General features: G+C 58.1%; 24 protein-coding genes, 1 other RNA gene and 3 pseudogenes. 11 read left to right on the forward strand and 17 right to left on the reverse strand.

Features of this window, described 5'->3' with window-relative positions; translation table 11 throughout:
- Positions 1-53 precede the first annotated feature (53 nt).
- Complete coding sequence (locus AB5Y72_RS11215) at positions 54-530, reverse strand: hypothetical protein (RefSeq protein WP_042076899.1); 477 nt, start codon at positions 528-530, stop codon at positions 54-56.
- A 29-nt stretch (positions 531-559) separates the two neighbouring features.
- The gene (rihA, locus tag AB5Y72_RS11220) at positions 560-1,495 is read right to left on the reverse strand and encodes a pyrimidine-specific ribonucleoside hydrolase RihA (RefSeq protein WP_368199022.1); all 936 of its coding nucleotides are present in this window, start codon (positions 1,493-1,495) and stop codon (positions 560-562) included.
- Between the two features lie 159 nt (positions 1,496-1,654).
- Between rihA and AB5Y72_RS11225 the strand changes: the two genes are divergently transcribed.
- A complete protein-coding gene (locus tag AB5Y72_RS11225) occupies positions 1,655-2,419 on the forward strand; it encodes an RluA family pseudouridine synthase (RefSeq protein WP_368199023.1) in 765 nt (254 codons plus the stop codon).
- Between the two features lie 97 nt (positions 2,420-2,516).
- On the opposite strand, the gene udp is transcribed toward AB5Y72_RS11225, so the two are convergent.
- Positions 2,517-3,272, reverse strand: coding sequence for a uridine phosphorylase (udp, locus tag AB5Y72_RS11230; protein ID WP_368199024.1), 756 nt, complete (start codon positions 3,270-3,272; stop codon positions 2,517-2,519).
- 753 nt (positions 3,273-4,025) lie between these two features.
- Between udp and AB5Y72_RS11235 the strand changes: the two genes are divergently transcribed.
- From AB5Y72_RS11235 to AB5Y72_RS11250, 4 genes and pseudogenes are all read left to right on the forward strand, one after another.
- On the forward strand, positions 4,026-4,880 hold the full coding sequence (locus AB5Y72_RS11235; RefSeq protein ID WP_209793493.1) for a hypothetical protein: 855 nt from the start codon (positions 4,026-4,028) through the stop codon (positions 4,878-4,880).
- A gap of 137 nt (positions 4,881-5,017) precedes the next feature.
- Positions 5,018-5,506, forward strand: a pseudogene (locus tag AB5Y72_RS11240) (iron-containing alcohol dehydrogenase); the annotation flags it as partial.
- Positions 5,507-5,590: 84 nt separating this feature from the next.
- On the forward strand, positions 5,591-5,929 hold the full coding sequence (locus AB5Y72_RS11245; protein WP_005325779.1) for an outer membrane protein assembly factor BamE: 339 nt from the start codon (positions 5,591-5,593) through the stop codon (positions 5,927-5,929).
- A 113-nt stretch (positions 5,930-6,042) separates the two neighbouring features.
- Positions 6,043-6,678 (forward strand): NAD(P)H-binding protein, encoded by a 636-nt coding sequence (locus AB5Y72_RS11250; protein WP_325782518.1) that lies wholly within the window; start codon positions 6,043-6,045, stop codon positions 6,676-6,678.
- Positions 6,679-6,747: 69 nt separating this feature from the next.
- Here the strand turns inward: AB5Y72_RS11250 and AB5Y72_RS11255 are convergent, their stop codons facing one another.
- Both AB5Y72_RS11255 and AB5Y72_RS11260 read right to left on the reverse strand, forming a co-directional pair.
- Positions 6,748-7,107 carry an RnfH family protein gene (locus AB5Y72_RS11255; RefSeq protein ID WP_325782519.1) on the reverse strand — a complete coding sequence of 120 codons (360 nt, stop codon included), beginning with the start codon at positions 7,105-7,107 and terminating at the stop codon, positions 6,748-6,750.
- Complete coding sequence (locus AB5Y72_RS11260; RefSeq protein WP_042076890.1) at positions 7,100-7,534, reverse strand: SRPBCC family protein; 435 nt, start codon at positions 7,532-7,534, stop codon at positions 7,100-7,102. The genes AB5Y72_RS11255 and AB5Y72_RS11260 overlap by 8 nt, the downstream gene beginning before the upstream one ends.
- Before the next feature lie 169 nt (positions 7,535-7,703).
- On the opposite strand from AB5Y72_RS11260, the gene smpB reads away from it, so the two are divergent.
- From smpB to AB5Y72_RS11275, 3 genes are all read left to right on the forward strand, one after another.
- Positions 7,704-8,192 carry an SsrA-binding protein SmpB gene (gene smpB, locus AB5Y72_RS11265; protein ID WP_042076889.1) on the forward strand — a complete coding sequence of 163 codons (489 nt, stop codon included), beginning with the start codon at positions 7,704-7,706 and terminating at the stop codon, positions 8,190-8,192.
- 106 nt (positions 8,193-8,298) lie between these two features.
- Positions 8,299-8,658: a transfer-messenger RNA gene (ssrA, locus tag AB5Y72_RS11270) on the forward strand.
- 164 nt (positions 8,659-8,822) lie between these two features.
- Positions 8,823-10,061 carry an integrase domain-containing protein gene (locus AB5Y72_RS11275; protein ID WP_010673972.1) on the forward strand — a complete coding sequence of 413 codons (1,239 nt, stop codon included), beginning with the start codon at positions 8,823-8,825 and terminating at the stop codon, positions 10,059-10,061.
- A 62-nt stretch (positions 10,062-10,123) separates the two neighbouring features.
- Here the strand turns inward: AB5Y72_RS11275 and AB5Y72_RS11280 are convergent, their stop codons facing one another.
- The 5 genes from AB5Y72_RS11280 to AB5Y72_RS11300 form a co-directional block, all read right to left on the reverse strand.
- The gene (locus tag AB5Y72_RS11280) at positions 10,124-10,528 is read right to left on the reverse strand and encodes an H-NS family nucleoid-associated regulatory protein (RefSeq protein ID WP_010673971.1); all 405 of its coding nucleotides are present in this window, start codon (positions 10,526-10,528) and stop codon (positions 10,124-10,126) included.
- A gap of 345 nt (positions 10,529-10,873) precedes the next feature.
- Positions 10,874-11,221, reverse strand: coding sequence for a hypothetical protein (locus AB5Y72_RS11285; protein ID WP_162624614.1), 348 nt, complete (start codon positions 11,219-11,221; stop codon positions 10,874-10,876).
- Positions 11,172-11,858, reverse strand: coding sequence for an inovirus Gp2 family protein (locus AB5Y72_RS11290; RefSeq protein WP_111896691.1), 687 nt, complete (start codon positions 11,856-11,858; stop codon positions 11,172-11,174). Before AB5Y72_RS11290 ends, AB5Y72_RS11285 begins: the two co-directional genes overlap by 50 nt.
- A gap of 439 nt (positions 11,859-12,297) precedes the next feature.
- Entirely contained in the window at positions 12,298-13,878 is a 1,581-nt protein-coding gene (locus AB5Y72_RS11295; protein WP_368199025.1) for a YfjI family protein, read from the reverse strand.
- Positions 13,856-14,107, reverse strand: a complete 252-nt coding sequence (locus tag AB5Y72_RS11300; protein WP_099994259.1) for an AlpA family transcriptional regulator — start codon at positions 14,105-14,107, stop codon at positions 13,856-13,858. The genes AB5Y72_RS11295 and AB5Y72_RS11300 overlap by 23 nt, the downstream gene beginning before the upstream one ends.
- A gap of 265 nt (positions 14,108-14,372) precedes the next feature.
- Here AB5Y72_RS11300 and AB5Y72_RS11305 point away from each other — a divergent pair, with 265 nt between their 5' ends.
- On the forward strand, positions 14,373-15,173 hold the full coding sequence (locus AB5Y72_RS11305) for a heme ABC transporter ATP-binding protein (protein WP_041206322.1): 801 nt from the start codon (positions 14,373-14,375) through the stop codon (positions 15,171-15,173).
- 249 nt (positions 15,174-15,422) lie between these two features.
- On the opposite strand, the gene AB5Y72_RS11310 is transcribed toward AB5Y72_RS11305, so the two are convergent.
- On the reverse strand, positions 15,423-16,031 hold the full coding sequence (locus AB5Y72_RS11310; protein ID WP_005329125.1) for a YitT family protein: 609 nt from the start codon (positions 16,029-16,031) through the stop codon (positions 15,423-15,425).
- A gap of 303 nt (positions 16,032-16,334) precedes the next feature.
- Here AB5Y72_RS11310 and AB5Y72_RS11315 point away from each other — a divergent pair, with 303 nt between their 5' ends.
- Together AB5Y72_RS11315 and AB5Y72_RS11320 are read left to right on the forward strand one after the other, a co-directional pair.
- Positions 16,335-17,696 carry a UDP-glucose/GDP-mannose dehydrogenase family protein gene (locus AB5Y72_RS11315; RefSeq protein ID WP_041206324.1) on the forward strand — a complete coding sequence of 454 codons (1,362 nt, stop codon included), beginning with the start codon at positions 16,335-16,337 and terminating at the stop codon, positions 17,694-17,696.
- Positions 17,693-18,691, forward strand: a complete 999-nt coding sequence (locus AB5Y72_RS11320) for an NAD-dependent epimerase (protein WP_005329119.1) — start codon at positions 17,693-17,695, stop codon at positions 18,689-18,691. The genes AB5Y72_RS11315 and AB5Y72_RS11320 overlap by 4 nt, the downstream gene beginning before the upstream one ends.
- 83 nt (positions 18,692-18,774) lie before the next feature.
- Here AB5Y72_RS11320 and AB5Y72_RS11325 read toward each other — a convergent pair whose 3' ends face one another.
- From AB5Y72_RS11325 to AB5Y72_RS11350, 6 genes and pseudogenes are all read right to left on the reverse strand, one after another.
- Positions 18,775-20,463: a glycosyltransferase family 39 protein gene (locus tag AB5Y72_RS11325; RefSeq protein WP_041206327.1), complete on the reverse strand. Its 1,689-nt coding sequence runs from the start codon at positions 20,461-20,463 to the stop codon at positions 18,775-18,777.
- The gene (locus AB5Y72_RS11330; protein WP_041206328.1) at positions 20,453-20,818 is read right to left on the reverse strand and encodes a lipid-A-disaccharide synthase N-terminal domain-containing protein; all 366 of its coding nucleotides are present in this window, start codon (positions 20,816-20,818) and stop codon (positions 20,453-20,455) included. The genes AB5Y72_RS11325 and AB5Y72_RS11330 overlap by 11 nt, the downstream gene beginning before the upstream one ends.
- An 88-nt stretch (positions 20,819-20,906) precedes the next feature.
- Entirely contained in the window at positions 20,907-21,647 is a 741-nt protein-coding gene (locus tag AB5Y72_RS11335) for a glycosyltransferase family 2 protein (protein ID WP_005329116.1), read from the reverse strand.
- Positions 21,648-22,123: 476 nt separating this feature from the next.
- Positions 22,124-23,242: pseudogene (locus AB5Y72_RS11340) on the reverse strand (IS4-like element IS50R family transposase); the annotation flags it as partial.
- A gap of 9 nt (positions 23,243-23,251) precedes the next feature.
- A complete protein-coding gene (locus AB5Y72_RS11345; RefSeq protein WP_032495448.1) occupies positions 23,252-24,673 on the reverse strand; it encodes an IS66-like element ISKpn15 family transposase in 1,422 nt (473 codons plus the stop codon).
- Positions 24,674-24,771: 98 nt separating this feature from the next.
- Positions 24,772-25,095: pseudogene (locus AB5Y72_RS11350) on the reverse strand (transposase DNA-binding-containing protein); the annotation flags it as partial.
- Positions 25,096-25,232 lie beyond the last annotated feature (137 nt).

The raw sequence follows: 25,232 nt of genomic DNA on the forward strand, positions 1-25,232 counted from the left end.
CGGCTGGCCCCTTTCTTGTCTGGCCGGGTCACCCTTCTGCGAGCGCCGGGCGCTTAATCCCCTTCGTCAAAGGACTCTTCCGGAAGCGGCTCCGCCGACTCGCCCCGGGTGCAATCGATGATGGAGCGCTTGGGGTTGTTGGGATCGCGCAGCAGCAGGGGGGCCATCCCCTCATCGTGCAGCTGCTCGTCGGCAAACTCGCTGCCATAGGCGTTGTGGGTCAGCCTGCGCGCGTTGGCGATGGGGGTGTCCACGAAGAGGGCGTGTACCTCGAAGGTGGAGGCGGGGACGAGAAAACCGACGATGGGCAGGCCGTGCAGCTCCTCATGCAGCTTGTACCAGGCAAAGCCGTCGCTCACCTTGTCGGGGGTGTAGATGGCAAGCTGTGGATTCGCCGGGCGCCCCGTCTCGCTGTCGAGATGGAGGGAGTCCAGCTCGCAGGTCGCCAGCCCCTGCCACATCTTCTCGAACGGGGTGGCACAACCCGCCAGTTGCATGCATGTCAGCAGCGCCAACGTCCCTTTCCACATTCCCAACCCCTTATCCGATGTCCGAGATGTTAGCCAAATGTTTGCAACCGCTGCACCAGCAGTTCGATGAAGCCGACCCTGTCCAGCCCCAGCAGCACCAGGGCATTGGCGGGCCTGCCGGTCAGATCGTAGCGATCCACCACCGTCATGCCCAGGGTATGGGTACCGCAGGTTTCGATGTCGACCCGGCACTCCACCCCATGAAACAGGGAGGGTGCCAGCAACCAGGCGATGGTACAGGGGTCGTGGAGCGGTGCGCCAGCAAATCCCCACTTGGGATCCCGATGATAGATCATGAAGAAGTCGAGCAGCTGTGCCACGCACTGCGCCACCGGGTTCGGGATGGCGCGCACCCGCTCGATATCCTCGTCCATCACCTGGGCCTGGTGGGTCACGTCGAGCCCGCACATGGTGATGGGCAGCCCCGACTTGAACACCATATCGGCCGCTTCCGGGTCCACATAAATATTGAATTCCGCCGCCGGGGTCCAGTTGCCCGCCCCTGCGGCGCCGCCCATCAGCACGATGCGGGCGATCTTCTGCTTGAGCTCGGGGTGGGCCGCCAGCAGCAGGGCGATGTTGGTGAGGGGGCCGGTCGGCACCAGGGTGACCGGCTCCGGGCTCTCGCGCAGGCATTGGGCCATCAGCTCCAGCGCCGTCAGGGCCTGGGGGGCAAAGGCGGGATCCGGCAGACTGGGGCCGTCGAGGCCCGACTCCCCGTGCACCTTGTCCGCGATGATTAGCTCCCGGGCCAGGGGCCTGGGCGCCCCCGCCGCCACCGGAATGTCGTGGCGACCGAGCAGGGTGAGGATGCGCAGGGCGTTGTTGAGGGTCTTGTCCGGCGTCTGGTTGCCGGCGCTGGTGGTGACCGCCAGCACCCTGAGTTCGGGGCTCGCCAGCGCCAGGATGAGGGCGATGGCATCGTCGTGGCCGGGATCGCAATCGAGAATAACGGGCAACGCCATGGACAGACTCCGTGCAACCTGACAGGCCCCCTACCTTAGCAAGCCGCGGCCGGATGAACTCTGGAGGGAGTCACAAAACGGCTTCACCCGCCAGATCAATCACTTGCCGCCCCATGTCGGTAGCGCGTCGTGTGGTCGCCTCTGTCCGGTCATTCGGGTATGATCCCTCCCCCTTCTCAGCTCGGGTGCCCTATGTCCGTCATCGTCGATACCTTCGTTGCCCCGCCCTGCGAGGCCGGCATCGGGATCCTGTTCGAGGATGAGCACCTGCTGCTCATCAACAAGCCGAGCGGCCTGCTGAGCCTCTCGGGCAAGAACCCGCAGAACCTCGATTCGGTCCATTACCGCCTGGTACAGGGTTACCCCGGCTGCACCCTGGTTCATCGCCTCGACTTCGGCACCTCCGGCATCATGGTGGTGGCCAGGAACAAGGCCATCAACGCCCGGCTCTGCCAGCAGTTCAGCCTGCGGGCGGTCGACAAGGCCTACGATGCCCTGCTGTGCGGCCATCTGGCAGCGGACGAGGGGGTGATCGACGCCCCCATCGCCAAGGATCCGGCCCTCTTCCCGCTGATGAGCATCTGCGCCGCCAGCGGCAAGCCCGCCCGCTCCCGCTACCGGGTAGTGGAGCGGCTGACACGGGAGGTGCAAGGCCAGCCGGTGCCATTGACCCGCGTACGGCTGGTGCCCGAGACCGGCCGCACCCACCAGCTGCGCATCCACAGCCAATGGCTGGGCCACCCCATCCTGGGCTGCGATCTCTATGGTGGCCTGCGGCTGCCCGGCTGCGCGCGGGCGCCACGGCTGATGCTGCACGCCAGCGCCCTGGATTTTGTCCATCCGGTGAGCGGTGAGCCCATGCAGATCCGATGCGAGGCCCCCTTTGGGGAGGCGTTGGCGGCCATGACGGGGCAGCAGGAATAAGGCGGGTCGAGGGAGAGTGAGCAGGGCGGTAAGCGGCGGATAAAGATAGGGGCCGCGCTTTCGCAACGGCCCCCACCCCCCACTCGGTGTGGTGCTATCAGATCAGCTTGCGGGCGGCGCCCAGCACGATCTTGATGGCATCAGATTCGGTTTTCGCCATGGTCTCGGCGTTCGGGATTTCCTGCTGGGTACGGTTGACGATAACGCCAGCCACCATGCCGGCGCGCAGGCCCTGGCTGGTGCACATGGTCAGCAGGGTGGCGGACTCCATCTCGTAGTTCAGCACGCCCATGGCTTGCCACTCTTTCATGGACCCCTGGAAGCGCTGCACCACGCGGCCGGAGACGGTGTCGTAGCGCTCCTGACCCGGGTAGAAGGTATCGGAGGAGGCAGTCACGCCCACGTGCAGCCTGGAGCCCAGCTCCTTGGCGGTGTTCACCAGGGCGGTGGTGCACTCGAAGTCAGCCACGGCCGGGAACTCCATCGGCGCGAAGTGCAGGCTGGCACCGTCGAGGCGCACGGAGCCGGTGGTGACGATGACGTCGCCCACGTTCAGGTGCGGCTGGATGGCCCCCGTGGTGCCGATGCGCAGGAAGGTGCGGATGCCCAGCTGGGCCAGCTCTTCCACCGCGATGGAAGTGGACGGGCCGCCGATGCCGGTGGAGCAGATGATCACGGCCTTGCCGTCCATCTCGCCGCGCCAGGTGGTGAACTCACGATGGGTGGCCAGGTGCACCGGGTTGTCCAACAGCTCTGCGATGCGCTTCACGCGCTCGGGGTCACCGGGAACGATCGCCAGGGTGGCGCCTTGCAGATCCGCTTTCTTCAAACCCAAGTGAAATACATCAGACATAGTGGACTCCTGGTTGCGCCCCGCCGCCTGGCAGCCGAGTGCAGTTAAGGTGATTCTTTATGGTACTTTCAAGCCTGTACCCCCTCGTCCGGGGAGGCGCCAACTATGGTCGAAAGCGCTTTCCAATTCCTTGATGCGCCTCACACTTCTGTGCTTCCAAGATGACAAAAACGGCGCGAAACGTTTGCTAACGTGATGAATTTATTGAAAAACGTTTTTACGTTCTTTTGCCACCCCTCCCCCTTGTCAAACCCCACTCAGCCCCGCATAACTGGATCTCGATCGAGCCCACAAAGTTGCCAACAAGATACCATCGACCCCTTCTCATCCCCTCCGGCGCTGTTATGTTGGCGCCCGCATGCCACTTAATGGCTAATCAACCGGAGTCCATCATGGCCACATTCAAGTTCTACATTCCCGCTATCAAGCTGTAGCCCGCCGCGAAAAATGAAAAACAGTGGTGGGTAAAATGGACGCTGTTGCCCAAATCAACCAGTAAGTCATGACTTTCCCAGCCCCAGGTGACCGCTACACTCGGGGCTTTCTGGCAGGCAGTGTAGAGGGCACCAAAGGATCCATGGGCTGCCGATCTTGAAACATCTTCTGCAATCCCTTCAGAGGGCCGGGGGGATGGTGTGCTACATCTTCTCCGTGACACCGAAACCTCTCGATGATAAAGTGCCAATGGAGTCTTTTTATTGAACGCTGCCATACTTTAACGCATCGATCACCAGTACACATAAGGAACGTGGTATGACTGGTCTGTTTAAGCAGCTAAAAGATCATGGTGTTGATATTTTAACCTACCGAATGATCGGGATTGAACGTATTGAATCATTCAACAGCAAACGCAAGCTATCATTTAACCCTACTATCATAAATCTTTTCCAGCCTGTGGTTCAGGACATTCATATAGCATCAATATTTAGATCACGCCAAGTCAATCTCCCGTCCATCGCCATTGAAGGTCAGCCACGGCTATTGGAGATTTTATATCGACCACAGGAGGCTGTCCCCCCCACCAGTTTTTATAATTCATGTGACTCAATATCACTTATTGAGTTAACTCTTCTACAGTTAAGTGACGCACTTATTAATGCTTTAAAAGAAAAAGTCACCATGTTTTTCTTTAAAGTTGAATACCGAATACTACACGCTGTAGAAGAGGCTCTAATTTATTTCTCCAACATTTTCTCTTCATATAATATTTCTTTATACATTGAGATAAGCCACTGTCCGATTATTGACAACAACATCACCATTAATAGCTTGGTGAGGCTCAAAGAGCATGACATTAATTTGGCTGTCGATAACTTCTTGTGGCAAGGGGGGGATTGGCGTAAACGGTATCTTTCAAGTGGGATATTCAATTGCGTTAAATTTGGCGCGCCTCCATCATCGCAGCAAGAGATAAATGATTTCAAAGATTGCGTGCTATCACTTCAGGAAAAGTACAGCCTAACAACTATCATCAGTAAAATTGAGACAAAAAAACAACACGATATTGCTCTGTCCAGCGGCAGTTGGGCAATCCAGGGATTTTATTATTCAAAACCCAGAGCAGTTAAACTAATGGACCTCTATTCTTTTCACACCGAAAAAACCTAATCTAACCCCCACGGACTGATAGGGCCGTCGTTTAGATTAACGAAGCATAATAAGACGGTCACGATATATGAAAAGCCGCGGATTTTCCCGCCGTCTTCCATTCCCTTCCCCACCCGTCACGCCGTCTCCGGGTGAACCAGCTGATTGCCAGACACCTGCGTACCGCCGTCGACCGGGGGGATGATCTGCACGCCCGCGAGCAGATGGCCTACGCCCAGTTCCTGGCCGGCATGACCTTCAACAACGCGAGCCTGGGTTACGTGCACGCCATGGCGCACCAGCTCGGCGGCTTCTACGACCTGCCCCACGGGGTCTGCAACGCCGTGCCGCAGCCCCATGTCCAGGCCTACAACACCCAGGTGAGCGCCATGAACGACGAGCAAGGGGCCGCCGCCATTGCCGCCATCCGGCAGCTGACCCGTGACGTGGCGATCCCGGTCGGGCTGGCGCAGCTCGGGATCTGGGCCGATGACTTCGACGTGCTGGCCGAGAACGCCCTGAAAGATGCCTGCGGCTTCACCAACCCCAAGCAGGCGAGCCACGCCGAGATCGTCGCCATCTTCCGCGCCGCCATGCGACGGGCACGGCGTTGCCAGGACCGCCGTGCGGCCCTTTTTATTGGCTGATGGATCAATGGCTTTTTACTTCCGCCCGGGGAGTGGGTATGATTTGCCGAGCTAAAAAGACTGTATGGATGATCTGAACCCGATATGCGGATGAAACACCTGATTGCCGCGGCCCTGACCGCCCTCACCCTGTCCGGTTGCAGCCTGGTCTATCGCATCGATATTCCCCAGGGCAACTACGTGGAACAAAAGCAGGTCGACAAGCTGCGCCAGGGCATGACCCGCGAACAGGTCGAGTTCGTGCTGGGCTCCCCCATGCTGCGCGACGGCTTCGACCCCAACACCTGGTACTACCTCTACGAGTTCCAGCCCGGTCGGGGCGACAAGGAGCGCAAGGAGCTGACCCTGAACTTCGTGGGGGACAGGCTGGCCACCGCCACGGGCGATTTCCCCCTACCTGCCGCCTTCACCACACCGCTCTAGATTGCATCACAAAACCGGCCAAGGCCGGTTTTGTCTTGTCAGGACCGGGAAAACGACCAAGGCGCCCCCGCCGGGCCATGCTCAAAGACACAGGACCCACCAAGGAGATCATCATGAGCCAGATCCTGATCGCGGGGGCAACCGGTCTGATTGGCCAGGCCCTGGTCCGCGAGTTGAGCCCGGCGCACTCGCTGACCCTGCTCTGCCGCAAGCCGGGCGAGCCGGCCCCCGGTCGACACTGGCAGCCGGTAGACTTCGAGCACCTCGACGAGGTCGCGCTGCCCACCCCCATCGATCTCGCCTTCTGCTGCCTCGGCACCACCCGCAAGGAGGCCGGCTCGGCGCAAGGATTTCGCCGGGTCGACCTCGACTATGTGCTGGCCTTTGCCGATCTGGCCCGCCGCCACGGCTGCCAACGCCTGCTGGTGATCTCCAGCCTGGGGGCCAATCCGCGCACTCCCGCCCTCTATCCCCGCACCAAGGGGGAGATGGAGCAGGCCCTGCTGGCACAGGAGTGGCAGCGACTCGTCATCCTGCGCCCCGCCATGCTGCTCGGCCATCGCCAGCCACCTCGCCTGTCTGAGCAGCTAGCCCAGGCTGTCTATCCGCTGATAAAGCCCCTGCTGCGCGGCCCTCTCAGGCGCTGGCGGGCCATAGAGGCCAGCCAGGTAGCCCACGCAATGGCGATGCTCGCCCGGCAGGAGCGCGGCATCGAGACGGTGGAGAACGAGCGCCTGCTCACGCTGTAAGCGGCCTTCGGCATCAGAGTGCGGGATCAACAAGGGGCGCCGCAGCGCCCCTTGTCATTGCATCCTTCGTCAGGCCGATTCGCCGTCGTCCCGCTTGCGGTGGACGTCGGGTCGCCCGCCGGTGACCACATCGGCCCGCCCCTCTTCCTTGGCCTTCTCCGCCCGCTTCTTGCGCATCTCCTTGGGATCGGCGATGAGGGGGCGGTAAATCTCGATGCGATCCCCGTCCTGCACCGGCTCGCTCCCCTTGACCGGGCGACTGTAGACGCCGAACTTGTTGACCGCCAGATCGATCTCCGGGTGCTTCTGCACTATGCCGGACGCCTCGATGGCCGCCAGCACGCTGGTACCCGGGGCGACGCGCAGGATGAGCACGGTTTGCCGCTCGGGTAAGGCATAGGCCACTTCGATACTGAGCAGTTCAGACACCGTACACCACCTTGGCACGATTGGAGAAGGCGAGCACCATGGAGCTCACCAGTTCACGGAAGATCTGGCCGAACGCCAGTTCGATCAGCTTGGAGGTGAACTCGAAGTCGAGATCGAACTCCACCTTGCAGGCATCCTCGTCGAGGGGGGTAAAGGTCCACCAGCCTGCCAGCTTGCTGAAGGGGCCCTCCACCAGCTCCATCTTGATGGCGCGGTTGGCATCGAGCCGGTTGCGCGTGGTAAAGGTCTTGGCAATCCCCGCCTTGGCCACATCGACCGACGCCATCATGTAGTCCTCTCCCGACTCGTGAACGCGGCTGCCGACGCAGCCGGGCAGAAACTCGGGATAAGCGTGAACATCATTGACCAGCCGGAACATCTGTTCCGCGCTGAACATCACCAGGGCACTGCGAGTAATACGGGGCATGGGTTTTCCTCATCCAATCGCCGCGATTTTATCACCATGTTTCGGCTTGTGGAGGTAAAACCTCGGTCAAACTGCTCACAAAGCCGCCACTCGAGCCGCTGCGCGTTTTACAGCCGTCCCTGCCTACGTATAATACGAACCTCCCAGTCATTGCCGGAAATCGCCCGTCATGAGCAAAAAAAACAGCAAAAACAAAGCCGGGTCCAACACCATTGCACTCAACAGAACCGCGCGCCACGAGTACTTCATCGAAGAGAAGATCGAAGCGGGCCTGTCCCTGCAAGGGTGGGAAGTCAAATCCCTGCGGGCGGGCAAGGCCAACATCAGCGAAGCCTACGTCATCTTCCGCGATGGCGAAGCCTATCTGTTCGGATCCAGCTTCCTGCCGCTGCAGGCAGCCTCCAGCCACGTGGTGTGCGACCCGACCCGCACCCGCAAACTGCTGCTGAGCCGCCGCGAGCTCGACAAGCTCGAGAGCCTGATCGCCCGCCAGGGCTACACTGTGGTGCCGCTCGCCCTCTACTGGAAGCAGTGCTGGGTCAAGGTCGAGATCGGCCTGGTGAAGGGCAAGAAGGAACACGACAAGCGCGAGGACACCAAGGCCCGCGAATGGGATAGGGAGAAGGCCCGCATCATGAAGAACAAGCACCGCGGCTGATGCGCCAGACGCCCAATAAACCAGCAATCGACCGGCCCAGGCCGGTCGATTGCCATCAACGCCTTGCCATGGCAGGTTTTTTGCGTACAATCCCTCTTAACAACTTGGGGCTGATTCTGGATTCGACAAGATTCACGAAACCCAAGGTGCATGCCGAGGTGCGGTAGGCCTCGTTAATAAACCGCAAAAAAATAGTCGCAAACGACGAAAACTACGCACTCGCAGCTTAATAACCTGCGCTGAGCCCTTCTCCCCTAGCTTGCCTGTGTCCTAGGGAAATGGAAGGTCATCCTTCACAGGATCGTGTGGAAGTCCTGCTCGGGGCGGAAGCATTAAAACCAATCGAGCTAGTCAATTCGTGGCGTGTCTCTCCGCAGCGGGTTGGCGAATGTAAAGAGTGACTAAGCATGTAGTGCCAAGGATGTAGTAATTTTGGACGGGGGTTCAAATCCCCCCAGCTCCACCAAATACCGGTCCAACAGTGACCAACGAAGTCCAAGAAACCCGCATAGCATAAGGCTTTGCGGGTTTTTTGTTGTCTTATGCTGTCCAATGGGGTGCGTTGCCATCCAGCCCTTTTAGGCATATCGTTAGGCATATCGTTTTGTATGCCTTCCGGAGCGTATGCCTATGCCTCGTATCACCCGTCCCTTATCCCCAACCGAGATCAAAGCAGCCAAGCCCAAAGAGAAGGAATACACCCTCTGCGACGGGGCTGGTCTGGAGCTCGTCATCAAGCCCAATGGCTCCAAGTTGTGGCGCCTGCGTTACTACCGCCCCCTAACTAAACAGAGAAACATGATCAGCTTTGGCTCCTGGCCGGAGATGTCGTTGGCTGAAGCGAGAGAGAAACGCTCCGAAGCCAAAACGTTGCTGCAACAAAACATCGATCCCCAACACCATCGTGATGAGCAGGCATCCGCTGCGTTATCACAGAGCGAGCACACCTTTGAAGCCGTCGCCAAGCGCTGGTTTGATGTTAAGCGCCCTTCCGTCACCCCGGCATATGCCGAGGATCTCTGGCGTTCTCTCGAAATGTACCTGTTCCCCGAGATAGGCACAGTGCCCGTTATGGAAATAAAGGCACAGCGAGCCATCAAGATCATCGAGCCCATCGCTGCTGCTGGAAAACTCGAAACCGTGCGTCGCCTCACGCAACGGGTGAACGAGATCATGACCTTTGCTGTTAACTCTGGTCTGATCGACGCCAACCCTTGCTCGGGGATCAGCAAGGTGTTTCAGCGGCCAGCCAAACAGCACATGCCCAGCATTAACCCCAACCAGTTACCAGAACTGATGAACAGGCTATCGAAGGCCAGCATCAATTTGCAGACCCGCTGCCTCATCGAATGGAGCCTGCATACCTTGGCTCGCCCCAGCGAGGCGGCCGGAGCAAGGTGGGCAGAGATCGATATGGAAAAGAAACTCTGGCGGATCCCACCAGAGAGAATGAAGAAGCGCAGAGGTCATGACGTGCCCTTGACGCCGCAGACACTTGCCTACCTGGACCTCATGCGACCGATCAGCGGCCATCGTGAATTTATCTTCCCTGGTATCCGTAATCCTAAAACGCACACCAACGAGCAAACAGCCAATGCGGCCTTGAAAAGAATGGGATATGAAGGGACCTTGGTCGCTCACGGCCTGCGAGCCTTGGGCAGCACCACCCTGAACGAGAGAGGATTTGATCGAGACGTTATAGAAGCTGCCTTGGCGCACTCTGACAAAGATGAAGTCCGTAGCGCATACAACCGCACGGATTATCTGGAACGTCGCCGAGAAATGATGGTCTGGTGGTCAGAATATATCGATGCAGCATCCAGAGTCGGTTCAGCACTGACGTGGTTGCCATCGTCAAATGTCAGCTGAGCTAAGTTTCAATAACTCAACAACGCAATAGAAAAAGGACTGGTTAGCCAGTCCTTTTGACATCAAATCAGGAATTCTTCCAACTGCCTGCCTTGCTCCAGCATGGCGGCCAACGCTTTAGGAGTGCGTCCCTGGCCGGTCCAGGTGCGCTCTTCACCATTTGCCATATAACGATACTTCGGCGGACGCGGAGCACGTTTCGTGCCATCACGTTGAGCTTTCCCAGCTGGGACACCCTGTACGAGCTCAGTAGGGTCAATGCCAGCATCAGCAAGCATTGCTTGGAATTCGGCCAGCTTGGCCAAACGCTCGGCATCGGCTGCGCGGGTCTTTTCTATCTCAGCAACCCGCTCGTTATAAATCGAGGAGAACTTCTCATTCGCTTCTTGCAACTGTTCAAAGGAGAGCTCACGCAATGCAGCCCGCAAGCTACGGATATTCAGCAACACTTTCAGAAATTCAGTCATGATTAAGATCTCTCAATAAGGGGCACACCGTCAGCCACATGGATAGCTACTGACTCTGGTGATATAGGTCTTTCAATCTGGATCGTTCTGGTGACTGGTCTGAATAGTGAACAGCACGATTCAGGTAGTAATAACAGTGTTGAATTTTACGCTATTACACCTCATCGATGCAAATGCCATTAATTATCGTTTTAGCATTCTGTCGTCATCAGTGTCCATTTGAATTTGTTGTATTTATACGCAACACATAAAAACGAGGGGATTGGTCCCCTCGCTGTGCTTAACAGACTAGTCATCTCCGTAAATGCTACTAGAACGTTCATACAGAAGCAGCTGTTGTTTATACTACCCAAGTTTCCGGCTTCGCTTAGACGAGCTTACAGGGCATCTGGTGAACGCTAACAGCTCTTCAGGATTAATACGCTCTAAAGCGAGCAATTCTTTAATGTCAGCGATCACCTGCTGCCGCTCATGTGCTCTTACCCTCGCAGCCTCCTCTTCCTCAATGCGCTCCAGCGCTATCGCCTCGATTTCAGCATTCAGTGCTAACAAATCCTCCGATGACAATCCCTTTAATGCCGACCGTAACGATCGGGTATCTGTAAACACACTTGATGCAAGCTTCATTTGCCACCCTAATAAATCAATGCTCAGCCCGAAGTAGTTGGCTAGTACCAAAGTTGCGGTAGCCATCACCGCCGCTCTTCGTATTCTTTTTACTCAGGTACGCCATACGAAACAAAAATGCTTCGAAGTTGTCATCTAGCTCTCGGGCTGACTGGCGATCAAACCGGTACTGCGGATTATCAGGAAAATTCACTAACGTCGCGTTATCAGGATAAGGGAGGCTCAGGGCGCTGCACCACGCCTTCTGGATCCTGGTTCCCATATTGTTAGCGTCATAGTCCCGATAGTCTCCCAGAAAGGCATAGACGTCTTTGTTAAAGAGCAGCATCAGGTGGTAATGGGGTGATGCCGAGGTATCCTGCTCACGGCACCAGATAAAGGCCGGTAGAGACGGAGTACCACGTCGTTTCTGACGATAGTGGTCCGCACGTAGTTGGCTTTTCAGGGACTCCATAAAGCGAGTAATCACTGACGGGTCAGCCCGCTGTAGGCAGGTCAGCGTGTCAGCATCATCTTCAGGTGACTCAACAGCAAAGCGCAGGTCTACCCGCAGCGCATAAACACGGGGATACCTGGCAAGGGTATCGGAAACAACATCCAGACTACGTCTCAAATAGGTGCAATTCATGGGGCCGTAACTATCTGTGTATAATCTAGTAAGTGCTTTCATCTTCAATACTGAATTTTTTAAGTGATTCAACATAGGAGTCCCTACCTTGGTGAATAGACACGGAGGTATAGTTATTGAATTAAATAAATAGATGTGCTTTTTGCTTAAGTAAATACACCATGCTCTGGATGCTATCCATAGTGGTACATGCTTAGAGGCATGTAGTCTTCATGCTCCTCTCATCGTTAGATTGCATAGCGTATATGCATCGTTAGTAGTGTGCATGGCGATAGATGTATATAAGAGTGTATGTATTGTTATATATAATACATATACCGCACTATGTCTCATTTAAATAACCTAACTCACAACTCAATCAAATCGATATATACACTAAAATATCAATATAGGGTTCCTAATTCAGATGCAATAATGATACATCCATATATAACAACACTCTTAAGTTACTTAAGGCGAGGTATCGAAATCGTTAATGCTGCATCTTACTGCATGAGTATGGGGCATACTCTTATCATCGCAATTGACTCCTCATGTCCATCAACGGTCTTTCAAAAAGTTCAACTGATGGTATCCCTAAATGGCGTCTTCCACGATACTCTACAAGTTCGTTAACATAAATCCTATCGTGAGTACGTACTGAAGAGCGCCTAACAAGCCTAGGGTATTTCTTCCAAGATAAAGAAATATAGATTGACTGTTTCTTTTTAAAGCAAATGATATCTCCTCGAGCAATAAGAACTTCTATTGCATCTTCTAGCTTATTCGAATTACGAACACAATGTGGGCCACTTCGTCTAATGTCACCTTTCAAAAACAGCTCATTATTCCAGTTATGAATAATCCACTCCAGTAGCTTATTAACATGTGTCTCGTCCACGAACTCCCTAGCCTCGGGCGATCTAAATATTATCAATGCTTGATGCAAATATATTTCAGCCAGTGCAATGGCTGTCTGCATAGTTTCATGAGTCACAAGCGTGTTTCTGTAGTTTATGTTTGTAAATACATGAAGTGCCGCCGCAATTCTTGACGCCTGCTCCATAAACTTTGAACCAAAATCTTTATAGTGTTCCAAATATTCCCCGCCCCTCATTGCGTATTCAATGTCATTAAACTTGTCATTCCAAATTTTCTTAGCACTCTCTGTTAAATTCAGGCAATGACGTTCCTTGCCTTGTGCTCTCATCTCGAGCCCTTCTTGCAGTAATGCATCAATCCTTGAGCTAAATCTACCTAATTTAATTTTATCATCTAGTGATGCGCTATCATCCCTATCTTCTTGACGATAGCCAATCTCTGACTCAGGCTCACACAGTAGAATTCGAGCGTCTAATCCAGAGCTTCTCATCGCATCACCATTACTATCTCTGAATATTCTATATATATCAGGCTGGATTTGCATGCTCAAAGTCAAACGAGCACCTTCAATATGAACTTCAGGGGCATTGGCTCTGTCAACACGTATAGTTTGACCTGACCATAGTGAGTTAAACAATGCATTATCTTTCATCAAGTCACTCGACAGTAGTGTCCCAGCTTCATCGGACACCAGAGCTAATGACGTATTCTTCTCAGCTAACATCGACTTCAGTTTTGCGACTGTTATATCCTCAGCTAAAATCCTCTTAACTACCGGAGCTATAGGCATATTTGAATGATGAGTGTGCCATGCCTCTATTATAATGGGCTGCTCATCACCTTTTTTATGCATCTCATCTAATTCCTTCCTTAACACTTTTTTCTTTATATTCCACAATTCCAGTTCGATCTGATATTTCTGCTGTGCAGCATCTACCTGCTCAGCTAAGCATTTTTCAAATTCACGAACTGGTTTCATCAGTAGCTTATCGACCGTGCTTTTTCTCTCGCCAGAAGCAGCTAGAATTAGAGTGTAAAGTGATGCCGGTATTTTCATCTCACTTTTTGGGCTAATATCTACCAACTGCTGCGATGCGATAGCCATTACAGACAACATTTGAGTCAAGATCATAAATCTCGGGGCCTTTGTTTTATAGGCGACGACATCCAGTGTATCCCAAAGGGACTGATCTAACCGCTCAATGACAGCTTCAATGGCTCTGTGTTGATTCATTTTTGACCTCCATTGTTTGACTACTTTGTGACCTGGTTGCGATCCATTGATTGACCTCGCTCTGACGCCAGCCGATCGCTGACTTGCCAAGTTTTATCGCCTTGGGAAAGCTGGGATCATGCCGGGAAGACCTGGCGTTCAGCTTGTCATAAATTGTTGATCTAGCGAGGCTAATCATCTTTGTGAGCTCAGTCATCCTAATGATGCGATCTACTGTCTCTAGCGTCATGTGAAATCCTTCTAACGTCTGATTGAATGAGCTCGCATTATGACGAGACCATGGTGTAGGTTAAAAGGAGACAAACTACGGCCCCAATTCCAGGGCAAGTTTGTGAGCATTTTTTGAGCAAAAAAACCATAAAGCGAGCACAAATTGAGCGATTCGTACTCACCCATGCCAACTCTCAATTGCGCCAATCAATTGTTAATCGCCCATATCCAACTGCTGGCTCTTGATCAAGAGTCGCCGGACGCTGTAACAGGAGAACGCCACCTTGCCCGGATCCCCCCTGCTCGCTTGCCGCGGGCTCAACCTCACCCGGGGCAATCGCCTCATCCTGGACAACCTGGATCTCGACCTGCATGGGGGCAGCCTGACTGCCCTGCTCGGCCCGAACGGGGCGGGCAAGAGCTCGCTGCTCAAGTGCCTGACCGGCGAGCTGGCCTATGAAGGCAGCATTTCCCTGTTCGGCCGCGAGCGGCAGGGCTGGGCCGGCGACGCCCTGGCCCACAGGGTCGGGGTGCTGCCCCAGAGCTCGTCCTTGAGCTTCCCCTTCCTGTGCGAGGAGGTGGTGGCCATGGGGCGGCTGCCCCACAGCGAGCCCGCCAGCCGCCGCGACCAGATAGTGCGGGCCGCCATGACCCATGCCGGGGTCGAGCACCTGGCGGGTCGCCTCTACCCCGGCCTCTCCGGCGGGGAGCGCCAGCGGGTGCAGTTCGCCCGGGTACTGGCCCAGATCTGGCAGGAGCCGTCGCCGGGACGGCTGCCCGATCCCGAGCAGCCGCGGCTGCTGCTGCTCGACGAGCCCACCTCGGCCCTCGATCTCAAGTACCAGCACCAGCTGCTCACCATGGCCCGCGCCCTGGCCACCCGCAATACCGCCGTGCTGGTGGTGCTGCACGACCTCAACCTGGCGGCGCGCTACGCCGATCGGCTGGTGATGCTGGAGCAAGGGCGCCTGATGGCGGACGGCTCCCCGAGCGAGGTGCTCACGCCGGCGCTCATCGCCCGTCTCTACGATTATCCCGCCCAGGTCATCCACCACCCCGAGACGGGGCAGCCCATGGTGGTGTGATGCCGGGCGCATCGTCCTTCCTATCCACGACTATCCCGCCCAAGTCATTCACCACCCCGAGACGGGGCAGCCCATGGTGGTGTGATGCCAGGCGCATCGCCCTCCCTCTTCACGACTACCCCGCCCAAGTCATTCACCACCCCGAGACGGGGCAGCCCATGGTGGTGTGACTGGCCGGCATATTGATGAGATTAACAAACAAACAGAGCGCCCTCGGGCGCTCTGTTTGTTTGCAAAGTGACGGGTGACTCAGGCTATCTGGTAGCGGCCCGGCTTGTGATTGAGTGTCAACACCAGGTTACAGATGATGGCCGCGACCACGGAGAGCGCCAGCAGCCAGGGGGAGACCACGAAGAAGGAGGCGATGACGATGGCGCAATCAAGCCCCATTTGCAGCTTGCCAGCACGGACGCCGAACTTGTCCTGAATAAACAGCGCCAGGATGTTGAAGCCCCCCAGGCTCGCCTTGTGGCGAAACATGATGAGCAGCCCCATGCCGATCAGGGTGCCACCGATCAGGGCCGCATAGACGGGCTCTATCTTGCCTATCTGCAGCACGGCGTTGAGGTGATCCGTCATGAAGGAGACGGTGGCCACGGCGGCGAAGGTATTGAGGGTGAAGCGCGGCCCCATCCTGAGCCAGGCCAGGGCGTAGAACGGCAGGTTCATGGTGAAGAACAGCAGGCCGAAGCTCAGGCCTGTGACCTGCTGCAACAGCAGCGCCAATCCGGCGGTGCCGCCGGTGAGCAGACCGACCTGATGAAACAGGAAGATGCCGAGGGAAACGAAGCCTGCCGCGGTCAGCAGGGCGAGCACATCCTCATAGAGCGGATGGGCCGAACGGGGGGTGTTGTCCATAACCTTATGTCCAGTAGCGAAGTGAAAAGAGTGTCTGAGGCCCGATGACGGGCGCGAGCCCCGTGAGTCGGGACTTCGTTATGGTCACAGTGTCCATTTTGAGTGACCCGGATCACAAGTACGGGACCGAATGCGCCGAAATGGTGCGCGTCAGCGCCGCGTTACAACCCTTGCACCAAAATATGTCATGCCCTCTCCCCTCCCAGCCTGAAGATAACCTGAAAAACCCAGGGTATCTCGCTGTCAGCGAGTCAGAATCGTTCTAAAATGACCCCCTTGCCACTGGCTGCGGAGCGACAGCAGATGAGAGTCAGCGTATTCGGAATAGGTTATGTGGGACTGGTTCAGGCCGCCGTACTGGCCGAGATGGGCCACAGGGTGACCTGTGTGGATGTGGACGCAGCCAAAGTCGAGCGGCTGAGAGCGGGTATCATCCCCATCTTCGAGCCCGGCCTCGCCCCCCTGGTACAGACCAACCACCAGGCAGGCCGTCTGCTGTTCACCACGGATGTGGCCGAGGGGGTGGGTTTTGCCGAACTCATCTTCATCGCGGTCGGCACCCCGCCGGATGAAGATGGCTCAGCCGATCTCAAGCACGTGCTGGCGGTGGCCGGTACCATAGGTCGACTGATGCAGAGCGGCAAGGTGGTGATCAACAAGAGCACAGTGCCGGTCGGCACCGCCAACCGGGTGCACCAGCATATCGCCGCCATCCTTGCAGAGCGCGGGGTCGACCTCCCCCTCGAGGTGGTCTCCAACCCGGAGTTTCTCAAGGAGGGGGCCGCGGTGGCCGACTGCCTGCGGCCGGATCGCATCATCATCGGCACCGGCTCGGCCCACGCCATGTCTCTGCTTGAGGAGCTCTATGCCCCCTTCAACCGCAATCGGGATCGCATCATCCAGATGGACGCCCGCAGCGCCGAGCTGACCAAGTATGCCGCCAACGCCATGCTGGCCACCAAGATCTCCTTCATGAACGAGATGGCCACCCTGGCGGAGAAGCTCGGCGCCGACATCGAAGAAGTACGCAAGGGCATAGGCGCCGACCCGCGCATCGGCCACCACTTCATCTATCCCGGCTGCGGCTATGGCGGCTCCTGCTTCCCCAAGGACGTCAAGGCGCTGATCCACACTGCCAGCGAGGCAGGCTGCGATGCCCCCCTGCTGCATGCGGTGGAACGGGTCAACGACGGCCAGAAGCACAAGCTCATGGCCCGCCTGCAGCAGCACTTCGGCAGCGATCTGACGGGACGGACCTTCGCCCTCTGGGGCCTGGCCTTCAAGCCCAACACCGACGACATGCGCGAGGCACCGAGCCGGGTGCTGATGGAGGCGATCTGGGCCGCTGGCGGCAAGGTGCAGGCGTTCGATCCCGAGGCAATGACCGAGGCCCAGCGTCTCTATGGCCTGCGGGACGATCTGACTCTGTGCGGTACTCAGGAAGCGGCCCTCAAGGGAGCCGACGCCCTGCTCATCTGCACCGAATGGCAGCAGTTCCGCGCCCCGGACTTCGAGCTGATACAGCGTACCTTGAAACAGGCCGTCATCATCGACGGTCGCAACCTCTATGATCCGGCCCGCCTGCACCAGCGCGGCTTTACCTACTACGCCATCGGCCGGGGCGACAGTCTGGCCACCGGACTGCACAAGGAGCAACGGCAATGAAATATCTGGTCACCGGTGCCGCCGGATTCATCGGCTTCCATGTGGCGCAGAGGCTCTGCCACGACGGTCATCAGGTGGTCGGCATCGACAATCTCAACGACTACTACGAGGTGAGCCTGAAGGAGGCACGCCTCGCACGGCTCAGCCCCCTGCCCGGCTTTCGCTTCGAGCGCTTGGATCTCGCCGATCGGGTCGCCATGGCCGAGCTGTTCGCGCGCGAGCGGTTCGAGCGGGTGATCCACCTGGGTGCTCAGGCCGGGGTGCGCTATTCCCTCGACAACCCCTTCGCCTACGCCGACAGCAACCTCACCGGCACTCTCACTGTGTTGGAGGGATGCCACCATCACGGGGTCAAGCATCTGGTCTACGCCTCCTCGAGCTCGGTGTACGGCCTGAACGAGCAGATGCCGTTCAAGACCTCGGACGGGGTGGATCACCCTGTCTCCCTCTACGCGGCGAGCAAGAAGGCTAACGAGCTGATGGCCCACTCCTACTCCCACCTCTACGGCCTGCCCACCACGGGTCTGCGCTTCTTCACCGTCTACGGCCCCTGGGGTCGGCCCGACATGGCGCTGTTCAAGTTCGTGCGCGCCATCCTCAAGGGGGAGCCCATCGATATCTACAATCAGGGCCAGCTCAGTCGGGACTTCACCCATATCGACGACATAGTGGAGGGCATAGTGCGCATCGCGGACCGGCCGCCGGTCGGCGACCCGAACTGGCAGGGGCAGACCGATACCAGCCCGGCCCCCTACCGCCTCTTCAACATCGGCAACGGCAGCCCGGTGCGGCTGCTGGACTTCGTGGAGGCCATCGAGACTGCGCTCGGCAAGCCGGCGATCCGCAACCTGCTGCCCATGCAGCCCGGCGACGTGCTCGCCACCTGGGCCGACACCGAGGCGCTGTTCGAGGCGACCGGTTATAAACCCAAGATGGCGCTGCAAGAAGGGGTAGAGAGCTTCGTCGCTTGGTACAAGGCGTATTACCAAGTCTGACCGCGCCGAGAGATCTGACGATGAAGAGGGGCTGCCAATGGCAGCCCCTCTGTTTATCCGACTTATCCGTCTGCTGTCCGGGCTCAGGGCCCGGGGGTATAGCTGAAGGGCTCTATCTGTGGACTGAGACCGCGGCACTCCGGCTTGAGGGCATCCGCGCCAGCCAGCAGCCAGTCGGTGCGATGACGGTTGCCGAGGTTCGTCATCCGCACCGCATCGAAACACACCGTCATGATGTCGGCCGAGCCCAGCACATGGCGCCTGGGCCCGGCCGCCACCCAGGCCGCCGCCTCCCGGGCCTGCTCCCCGTCCCCCAGCAGGTAAGGATAATGGCGCACGGGTTGTAGAGCGAACAGCAGGTGCTGCTCCTTGAAGCCGGCCAGCAACAGCTCGTCGCCCACAGGCACCTGCTGCGCCGCCAGCGCCATCACCCCCTCCGGGGTGCGCATGTCGTTGAGCTTCACGCAGATCCAGCTGGAGTAGATCAGCCAGCCCACCGCCAGCGAGCAGAAGATGGCTGTGAGCGGTGCCCGGCGCAGCAAGGCGTTGAGCAGCAGCAACGCCGCCCCCATCGCCAGCAGGGGCAGCCAGGGCGCCGGGCCCAGATCCCCCAGCTTGCTCGCCAGCTTGGCGCTGAATGCCAGCGCCCCCGCCCCGCCCAAACAGATGATCCCCAGCAGCCAGCCGAGCCCGCCCAGCAGGCGCGCGGGCCAGACCCGCGCCAGCAGCTCGGCGACGAAGGGAGCCGTCAGCAGGGCCAGCGCCGGCGTGCCCGGCGTGACATAGACGCCGCGCTTGCCCGGCGACACCGAGAAGAAGACGATCACCAGCACCAGGTAGCCGAGCAGCAGGATGATGCGCTTGTCCTGCCCCAGGATGGCCTTGCGCCACGCCACCACCAGCCAGGGCAGCAGCAGGGAGACCGGCAGCCAGAACGGCGGGATCACCGAGGTGAGGTAGTACCAGAACGGTTTGACGTGATGCCAGGCGTTGGCATAGCGGGTCACCGTCTGGCGCAGCAGTATGTTGTCCCGGTAGGCCTGCAGCACGGGATCGCCGCTCTGGGCCACGGCGAGCAACATGGGCACCAGCCACAGGCCGATGGCCAGCAGCATGAACAGCGGCCCCGCCAGCCCCTTGAGCCAGTCGCTCCTGGAGGCGGCACGGATCTTCTCGCGGTGGGTCCAGATCGCAGGGATCAGGATTAGCAAGGCCAGCAGCCCCACCCCCTTGGTGATGATGCCAAGCCCGGCGGCGAACCAGCCGAGCCAGTACCAGCGCCAGCCGCCACCGCAGAGCAGGAAGCGGACGAAGCCGTAGACGCCGAGGGTGATGAAGAAGGTGACCAGCGCATCGATCTGCGCCGTCTTGGCCTGCAGGGTGAACTGGAGGGTAAACAGCAGCAACAGCCCTGCCAGGAAGCCCACCGAGGGGTTCCACAGGCGGCGGCCCATGTCCCACACCAGCGTGATGGTCAGCAGACCCGCCAGCAGGGAGGGCAGCAGAAACGCCACCTTGATGGAACCGGTCAGCAGATACCCCAGTGCTATCCCCCACATAAACATGGGGGGTTTGTCCGGGTAGATCTCGCCACCGCGCATGGGGAAGAGCCATTGCCCGCTCTCCACCATCTCCTTGGCGATCAGGGCGAAGCGCGGCTCGTCGGCGGGCCAGGGATCCCGCAGCCCGAGGCCGGCCCCCAGCACCACCAACGCGATCAGCAGCAGCCAGCCGAGAGATCTTTGATTGAGCAGGAAACGGTCATTTACCATGACGAGCCTCATAGTCGTTGACGACCTTGTCCCGCTTCCAGCCTCTGTGCTGGATATCCAGATAGAGGCTGTAGAGCGCGGTAAAGGTGGGGAAGAGGTTCTGCAACACGCCGACCGAGTCCTGTTTGGGCGAGAAGACGAAGTAGCTCAGGGTCATCAGGCTGCCGAGCACGCTCATGTACCAGAACAGGCGCGGGATCACCGGCTTGCCGGCGCGCTTGGAGGCGACGAACTGCACCAGCCAGCGGCCGCCGAACATCAGCGCCCCTGTGTAGCCGATGATCTTCCAGCCCGTCACATGCAGGCCAGTCCAGTCGAACCAGGTCAGCTCCATGGAGAGCAGGGCATCGATCATCGCCATCCTCCCAGGTGCAACCCGCCGACATGCAGGGCAAGCTCATCCCGGTCCAGCCAGATCGACGGCATCGAAAGCAGGGCATCGATCACTCCAATGTCTCCCTGATCTCGACCACCTTGGAGCGGCGCTGCAACCACCAGACGCCGACCACGTCCACCAACCCGACCCAGAGCCGGTTCCAGACGCCATATTTGGAGACACCCGCCTGCCTGGGTCTGTGGTTGACCGGCCAGGGGGACATGCGGCCACCCTGGGCCTGGATCAGGGCCGGGATGTAGCGGTGCATATGGTTGAAGCCGGGCAGGCGCAGATACCAGTCACGGCGCACCACCTTGAGGCCGCAGCCGGTATCCGGGATGCCATCCCGCAGCAGCAGATCGCGAAAACCGTTCGCGAGTTTGGACGAGAGGCGCTTCACCCAGTCATCGCGCCGATTGACGCGATGGCCGATGAGCCCGACCTGGTGCTTGTCCGAGGCGAAGCGACGCCTGGCCTCCTCCAGCATGGCGGGAATGTCGGCCGGATCGTTCTGACCATCGCCATCCAGCACCACCAGCCAGTCACCGCGGCCGTGGCGCACGCCACTCAGTACCGCCATGCTCTGGCCGACGGCCCTCGCATGACGCACCACCTGCAGCGCGGGGAATTGCGCCTTCAGACCGCAGAGCAGGGCGTAGCTGTCATCCTCGCTGCCATCGTCCACATAGATCAGCTCGTAGCTGTATTTCCCCGCCAACGCGGCATCGATCTCGCCGATGAGGGGGGCCAGATTGTCCCGCTCATCCTTGGCGGGCACCACGACAGAGACCTCGATTGAATCAACCATATGCGCTTCCCAATCATGACGAAGGATGCAATCGGTTCGATTGCGCCCCCCATTTCTATTTTATCGACAAGCTGACTAACATCATGCAAATACAAGGCGTTAGGCAGCAAGATCGGCAGTCTATTGCCACAAAAATAATAAATCTATCAATTTGAATTGTGCCATGGAGAAGAGGATCGCGAAGTGCAGCCACCTGGCGTTCGTCGCCAGAGTCTTTTCCTTCTCTGCCAAAAGTTCCATACCGTTTTCATCTCTGATGGCCGAACACATAACCAGATGTTCCATCTCCTGGCTGGCAACCCCCCCATATCGCACCTATATCTTGCGGATACGAAAGACGAGGTATCCATCATGCAGAGACTCTGCACCTGGAGCTGGGGACTCCTGCTACTGCTTGTCACACCATCCTCCCATGCCGATGCCTTTCGCCAGGCCCCGAAGGCGATGAGCGCCCTGCGTCAGGGCCTGTCTCTTGATCAGATCTTGATCCCCTGCGCCATCAGATCCTTGGCGGCAAGAAAGCCATCCAGTTTACTTTGCAGGGCTTCCCAACCTTCCCAGAGGGCGCCCCAGCTGGCAATTCCGGTTCGCTTGCTGTCCATAAAACCGCCCAGTCTAGCTATCGCCATGTAAGCCCACTGCAAGCTACCTGCTTTCTCTTTGCGCTTGCGTTTTCCCTTGTCCAGATAGCCCAGTAGCTGACATTCATCCGGGGTCAGCACCGTTTCTGCGGACTGGCTTTCTACGTGTTCCGCTTCCTTTAGCAGCCCTTGCGCCCTGAGTGCTTGCGGCAGCGTGAAGCTTTCTCTGAGCTGTAACAGCCTGACCGCAACAAACGAGAGGATCGAGACCATCCGCTCCAGATTATCCGGCTCCTCCATGCGTTGCCTCTCGGCTCCTGCTCCGGTTTTCCATGCCTTATGGAACTCCTCGATCCGCCAGCGATGGGTATAAATGTCGATGACGCGCAAGGCTTGGGCTAGCGACTCGACCGGTTCGCTGGTCAGCAACAACCATTTCAACGGGGTCTCACCCTTGGGCGGGTTAATCTCCTCGGCCAGCACCGCGTTGAGCGTGATATTCCCCTGTTTTAGCGTGATGCGCCCACTGCGCAGGCTCAAGCTCGCCTTGCGGGCTGGTCGATTTTTACGTTTACCGCGTTTATCCACCACGCCCTTTTGCGGAATGCTGATCTGATAGCCACCCAACTCCGGTTGGTTCTTCAGATGGTCGTACAGATACAACCCAGACTCTACGTCCTTGCGTGGGTGCTTGGAGCGCACCACGAAGCGCTCGTTATGCGCCAGTTTGTCCTGCAGATAAGCATGAATATCGGCTTCGCGGTCACAGACCGCAATCACGTTGCTCATCATGCTGCCCATGCGTAACCGGCTAGTTGCGGCCGCTGCCAGCCATTTGCCACTCTCCTTTTCATCCGCATCGGCAGGGTCATCCGGGCGCATCCACCACTCCTGATGCAGTAATCCTACGGTGCGGAATGTGGTGGCCTCGAGCAAGAGAACGGAGTGAACCCACCATCCGCGGGATTTATCCTGAATAGAGCCCAGCTTGCCAAGCTCTTCGGCGACCTGGTGGGTATCTATTCACCAGGACGGGGTTGACGGCATCAGTTCTGCCGGGATGGGATAATCTGTCTTCTCGATGCACGCCCTGACCACGGCCCTCAACCACTCCTGTGGGCAGCGGCCCAATCGCTTGCCGGTCTCCACCAACGACAGGATGCGCTGGCGAAACAGCTCGCCCCGGTGAGACCACACGCCGTAGCTACCCTTGCGCCAGAGCACATAGCCACGCAGCGCCCGCTCCGCCTCGTTGTTGGTCAGCGCTATTTCGTCGTCAGTCATAAACCGCCACAGCATCTCGTCATCCCGCAGCAGCAACTGGCATCGTCCACGGTAGCGTTTGCTGCACAACAGGGCGCCGCGCTCCAACTGGCTTCGCCAGCTTTGCCGGTAACGCGCGAGCCTGCGCAGGTATTTCTGCTTGCTCAACGCACCGCTTTCCCAACGGTGCCGGGTACGAAACACCGCATCCGCCAGCAAGACCAACCGGGCACCGATGGGCTGGTTGCACTGCTCGCTACTCTCGGCGATGGCCACGAGATTGCGGGCCACGTGGGCCCAGCACAGTTGCCGCTGGTCGGCGTCGATAAACCGGTAGCCGGCGTACTGGTCGGTCACCAGCACCCCGTCAAACTCGGCGCCCAGCAGCCGCTTGGCCGCCTCCTGACCACGGCCATAGGCCGTCATGAAGCAGACGGCTATCTTGCTCAGCGCCAGCCACATCCAGCGGCGCTCTCCACCCCGCTGATGCCGGGTCTCATCGGCATGAACGTGGGTGGCCGTCTGCACCTGCTGCTTGATGGCCTGGTAGGTCGGGGTGAGCATGGCACTCACCCGCCCCTGCGCCTCACTGATGGCGCCCCGGCTAAAACTCAGGCCGAAATGCTGTTTGAGCTGCTGCTGTATCTGGCTGACGCTCTGGTGAAACTGGCCGCTTTGCAGCGCGATGTAGCTGAGCAGATTGGCCCCCATCTGGCTGCTGCTGACGTTGTCTGGCAGTGCGGCCTGGGTCGTGCCGATACACCGTGAGCAGGTCGCACGATACAGTTGGTGTTCGGTGACGAGATAGCTCACCTCGGGCAGCTCGAACACCTGATGAACCTGATAGGGTTTGGCATGGGCCACCATGTCCCCGCCACAGCAAGCGCAATCGGCGGCAGGGTAATGCGGGACCAGGGTCAGGCGGGCATCAAGCGGATGCCGCTCGCGGCGATGTCCCTTGTGACCGGGCTGCGCCCCCCGTTGCTTGCCGGACGCCGGACGCTTGCGGGCCGGCGGCGGTGCACCGGGGCCGTCGCTGGAAGGCGGCTTGGAGGAGTTGCCGCTGTGCTGATTGAGGCGGTCCTCCAGCTCGGCGATGCGGTCGAGGAGCTTATAAATCAGCTCGTTGGCCTGCTCCAGAGTGGTGGGCATTCCCGCGGAATGCATGGTGTTTTTGCTCATGGGGGGAGCGTATCTAAGGAGCAGGATCAAGCAAGCAGGAAAGTGGGATCAAGAGACGATCGTCTCATTTTTCCTGTGTCAATACTGTTCCGGTGAATACTTACCTGGTGGCGATAACTCAAAGAGGTGGTGTCCTCAATGGCCAGCAGTTCGGGAAACTCCTGAGCCAACTTGACTGTTTGCATGGCGCCAGCCTTTCTGATCGCCTCGGCAGAAACGTTGGGATTGCGGATAAATCGGTAAGCGCCTTCCTGCATGGCTTCACTACCCTCTGATGAGATGGTTATTGATTTACCAGAATATTTTGCCAATTGGGCGGCGACGTTAACCAAGCGGGCAGTACGGCGAGGATCACCCAGCGCCGCCGAAGAGAACACAGATTTAGCCCAGTCGGCCGCACGATGAAGAGCAGAAGTTATCATGAACGTTACCATGTTAGGAGGTCACATGGAAGATCAGATCCTGGAAAACGGGAAAGGTTCCGTTCAGGACGCTACTTGTGTATAAGAGTCAGATCCAACTGTGTTCGTACAAAACACATCTTGAGTGTTCAAAAAAT

Origin of the sequence: Aeromonas sp. R7-4 (assembly GCF_040908055.1) — a bacterium.
GTDB classification, from domain to species: domain Bacteria; phylum Pseudomonadota; class Gammaproteobacteria; order Enterobacterales; family Aeromonadaceae; genus Aeromonas; species Aeromonas sanarellii.

Excerpts from the sequence above, each read along its gene's own strand:
- AB5Y72_RS11215 (WP_042076899.1), bottom strand. The coding sequence starts at position 530 with ATGTGGAAAGGGACGTTGGCGCTGCTGACATGCATGCAACTGGCGGGT.
- rihA (WP_368199022.1), bottom strand. The coding sequence starts at position 1,495 with ATGGCGTTGCCCGTTATTCTCGATTGCGATCCCGGCCACGACGATGCC.
- AB5Y72_RS11225 (WP_368199023.1), top strand. The coding sequence starts at position 1,655 with ATGATCCCTCCCCCTTCTCAGCTCGGGTGCCCTATGTCCGTCATCGTC.
- udp (WP_368199024.1), bottom strand. The coding sequence starts at position 3,272 with ATGTCTGATGTATTTCACTTGGGTTTGAAGAAAGCGGATCTGCAAGGC.
- AB5Y72_RS11235 (WP_209793493.1), top strand. The coding sequence starts at position 4,026 with ATGACTGGTCTGTTTAAGCAGCTAAAAGATCATGGTGTTGATATTTTA.
- AB5Y72_RS11245 (WP_005325779.1), top strand. The coding sequence starts at position 5,591 with ATGCGGATGAAACACCTGATTGCCGCGGCCCTGACCGCCCTCACCCTG.
- AB5Y72_RS11250 (WP_325782518.1), top strand. The coding sequence starts at position 6,043 with ATGAGCCAGATCCTGATCGCGGGGGCAACCGGTCTGATTGGCCAGGCC.
- AB5Y72_RS11260 (WP_042076890.1), bottom strand. The coding sequence starts at position 7,534 with ATGCCCCGTATTACTCGCAGTGCCCTGGTGATGTTCAGCGCGGAACAG.
- smpB (WP_042076889.1), top strand. The coding sequence starts at position 7,704 with ATGAGCAAAAAAAACAGCAAAAACAAAGCCGGGTCCAACACCATTGCA.
- AB5Y72_RS11275 (WP_010673972.1), top strand. The coding sequence starts at position 8,823 with ATGCCTCGTATCACCCGTCCCTTATCCCCAACCGAGATCAAAGCAGCC.
- AB5Y72_RS11280 (WP_010673971.1), bottom strand. The coding sequence starts at position 10,528 with ATGACTGAATTTCTGAAAGTGTTGCTGAATATCCGTAGCTTGCGGGCT.
- AB5Y72_RS11285 (WP_162624614.1), bottom strand. The coding sequence starts at position 11,221 with ATGGCTACCGCAACTTTGGTACTAGCCAACTACTTCGGGCTGAGCATT.
- AB5Y72_RS11290 (WP_111896691.1), bottom strand. The coding sequence starts at position 11,858 with ATGTTGAATCACTTAAAAAATTCAGTATTGAAGATGAAAGCACTTACT.
- AB5Y72_RS11295 (WP_368199025.1), bottom strand. The coding sequence starts at position 13,878 with ATGAATCAACACAGAGCCATTGAAGCTGTCATTGAGCGGTTAGATCAG.
- AB5Y72_RS11300 (WP_099994259.1), bottom strand. The coding sequence starts at position 14,107 with ATGACGCTAGAGACAGTAGATCGCATCATTAGGATGACTGAGCTCACA.
- AB5Y72_RS11310 (WP_005329125.1), bottom strand. The coding sequence starts at position 16,031 with ATGGACAACACCCCCCGTTCGGCCCATCCGCTCTATGAGGATGTGCTC.
- AB5Y72_RS11315 (WP_041206324.1), top strand. The coding sequence starts at position 16,335 with ATGAGAGTCAGCGTATTCGGAATAGGTTATGTGGGACTGGTTCAGGCC.
- AB5Y72_RS11320 (WP_005329119.1), top strand. The coding sequence starts at position 17,693 with ATGAAATATCTGGTCACCGGTGCCGCCGGATTCATCGGCTTCCATGTG.
- AB5Y72_RS11325 (WP_041206327.1), bottom strand. The coding sequence starts at position 20,463 with ATGGTAAATGACCGTTTCCTGCTCAATCAAAGATCTCTCGGCTGGCTG.
- AB5Y72_RS11330 (WP_041206328.1), bottom strand. The coding sequence starts at position 20,818 with ATGATCGATGCCCTGCTCTCCATGGAGCTGACCTGGTTCGACTGGACT.
- AB5Y72_RS11335 (WP_005329116.1), bottom strand. The coding sequence starts at position 21,647 with ATGGTTGATTCAATCGAGGTCTCTGTCGTGGTGCCCGCCAAGGATGAG.
- AB5Y72_RS11345 (WP_032495448.1), bottom strand. The coding sequence starts at position 24,673 with ATGAGCAAAAACACCATGCATTCCGCGGGAATGCCCACCACTCTGGAG.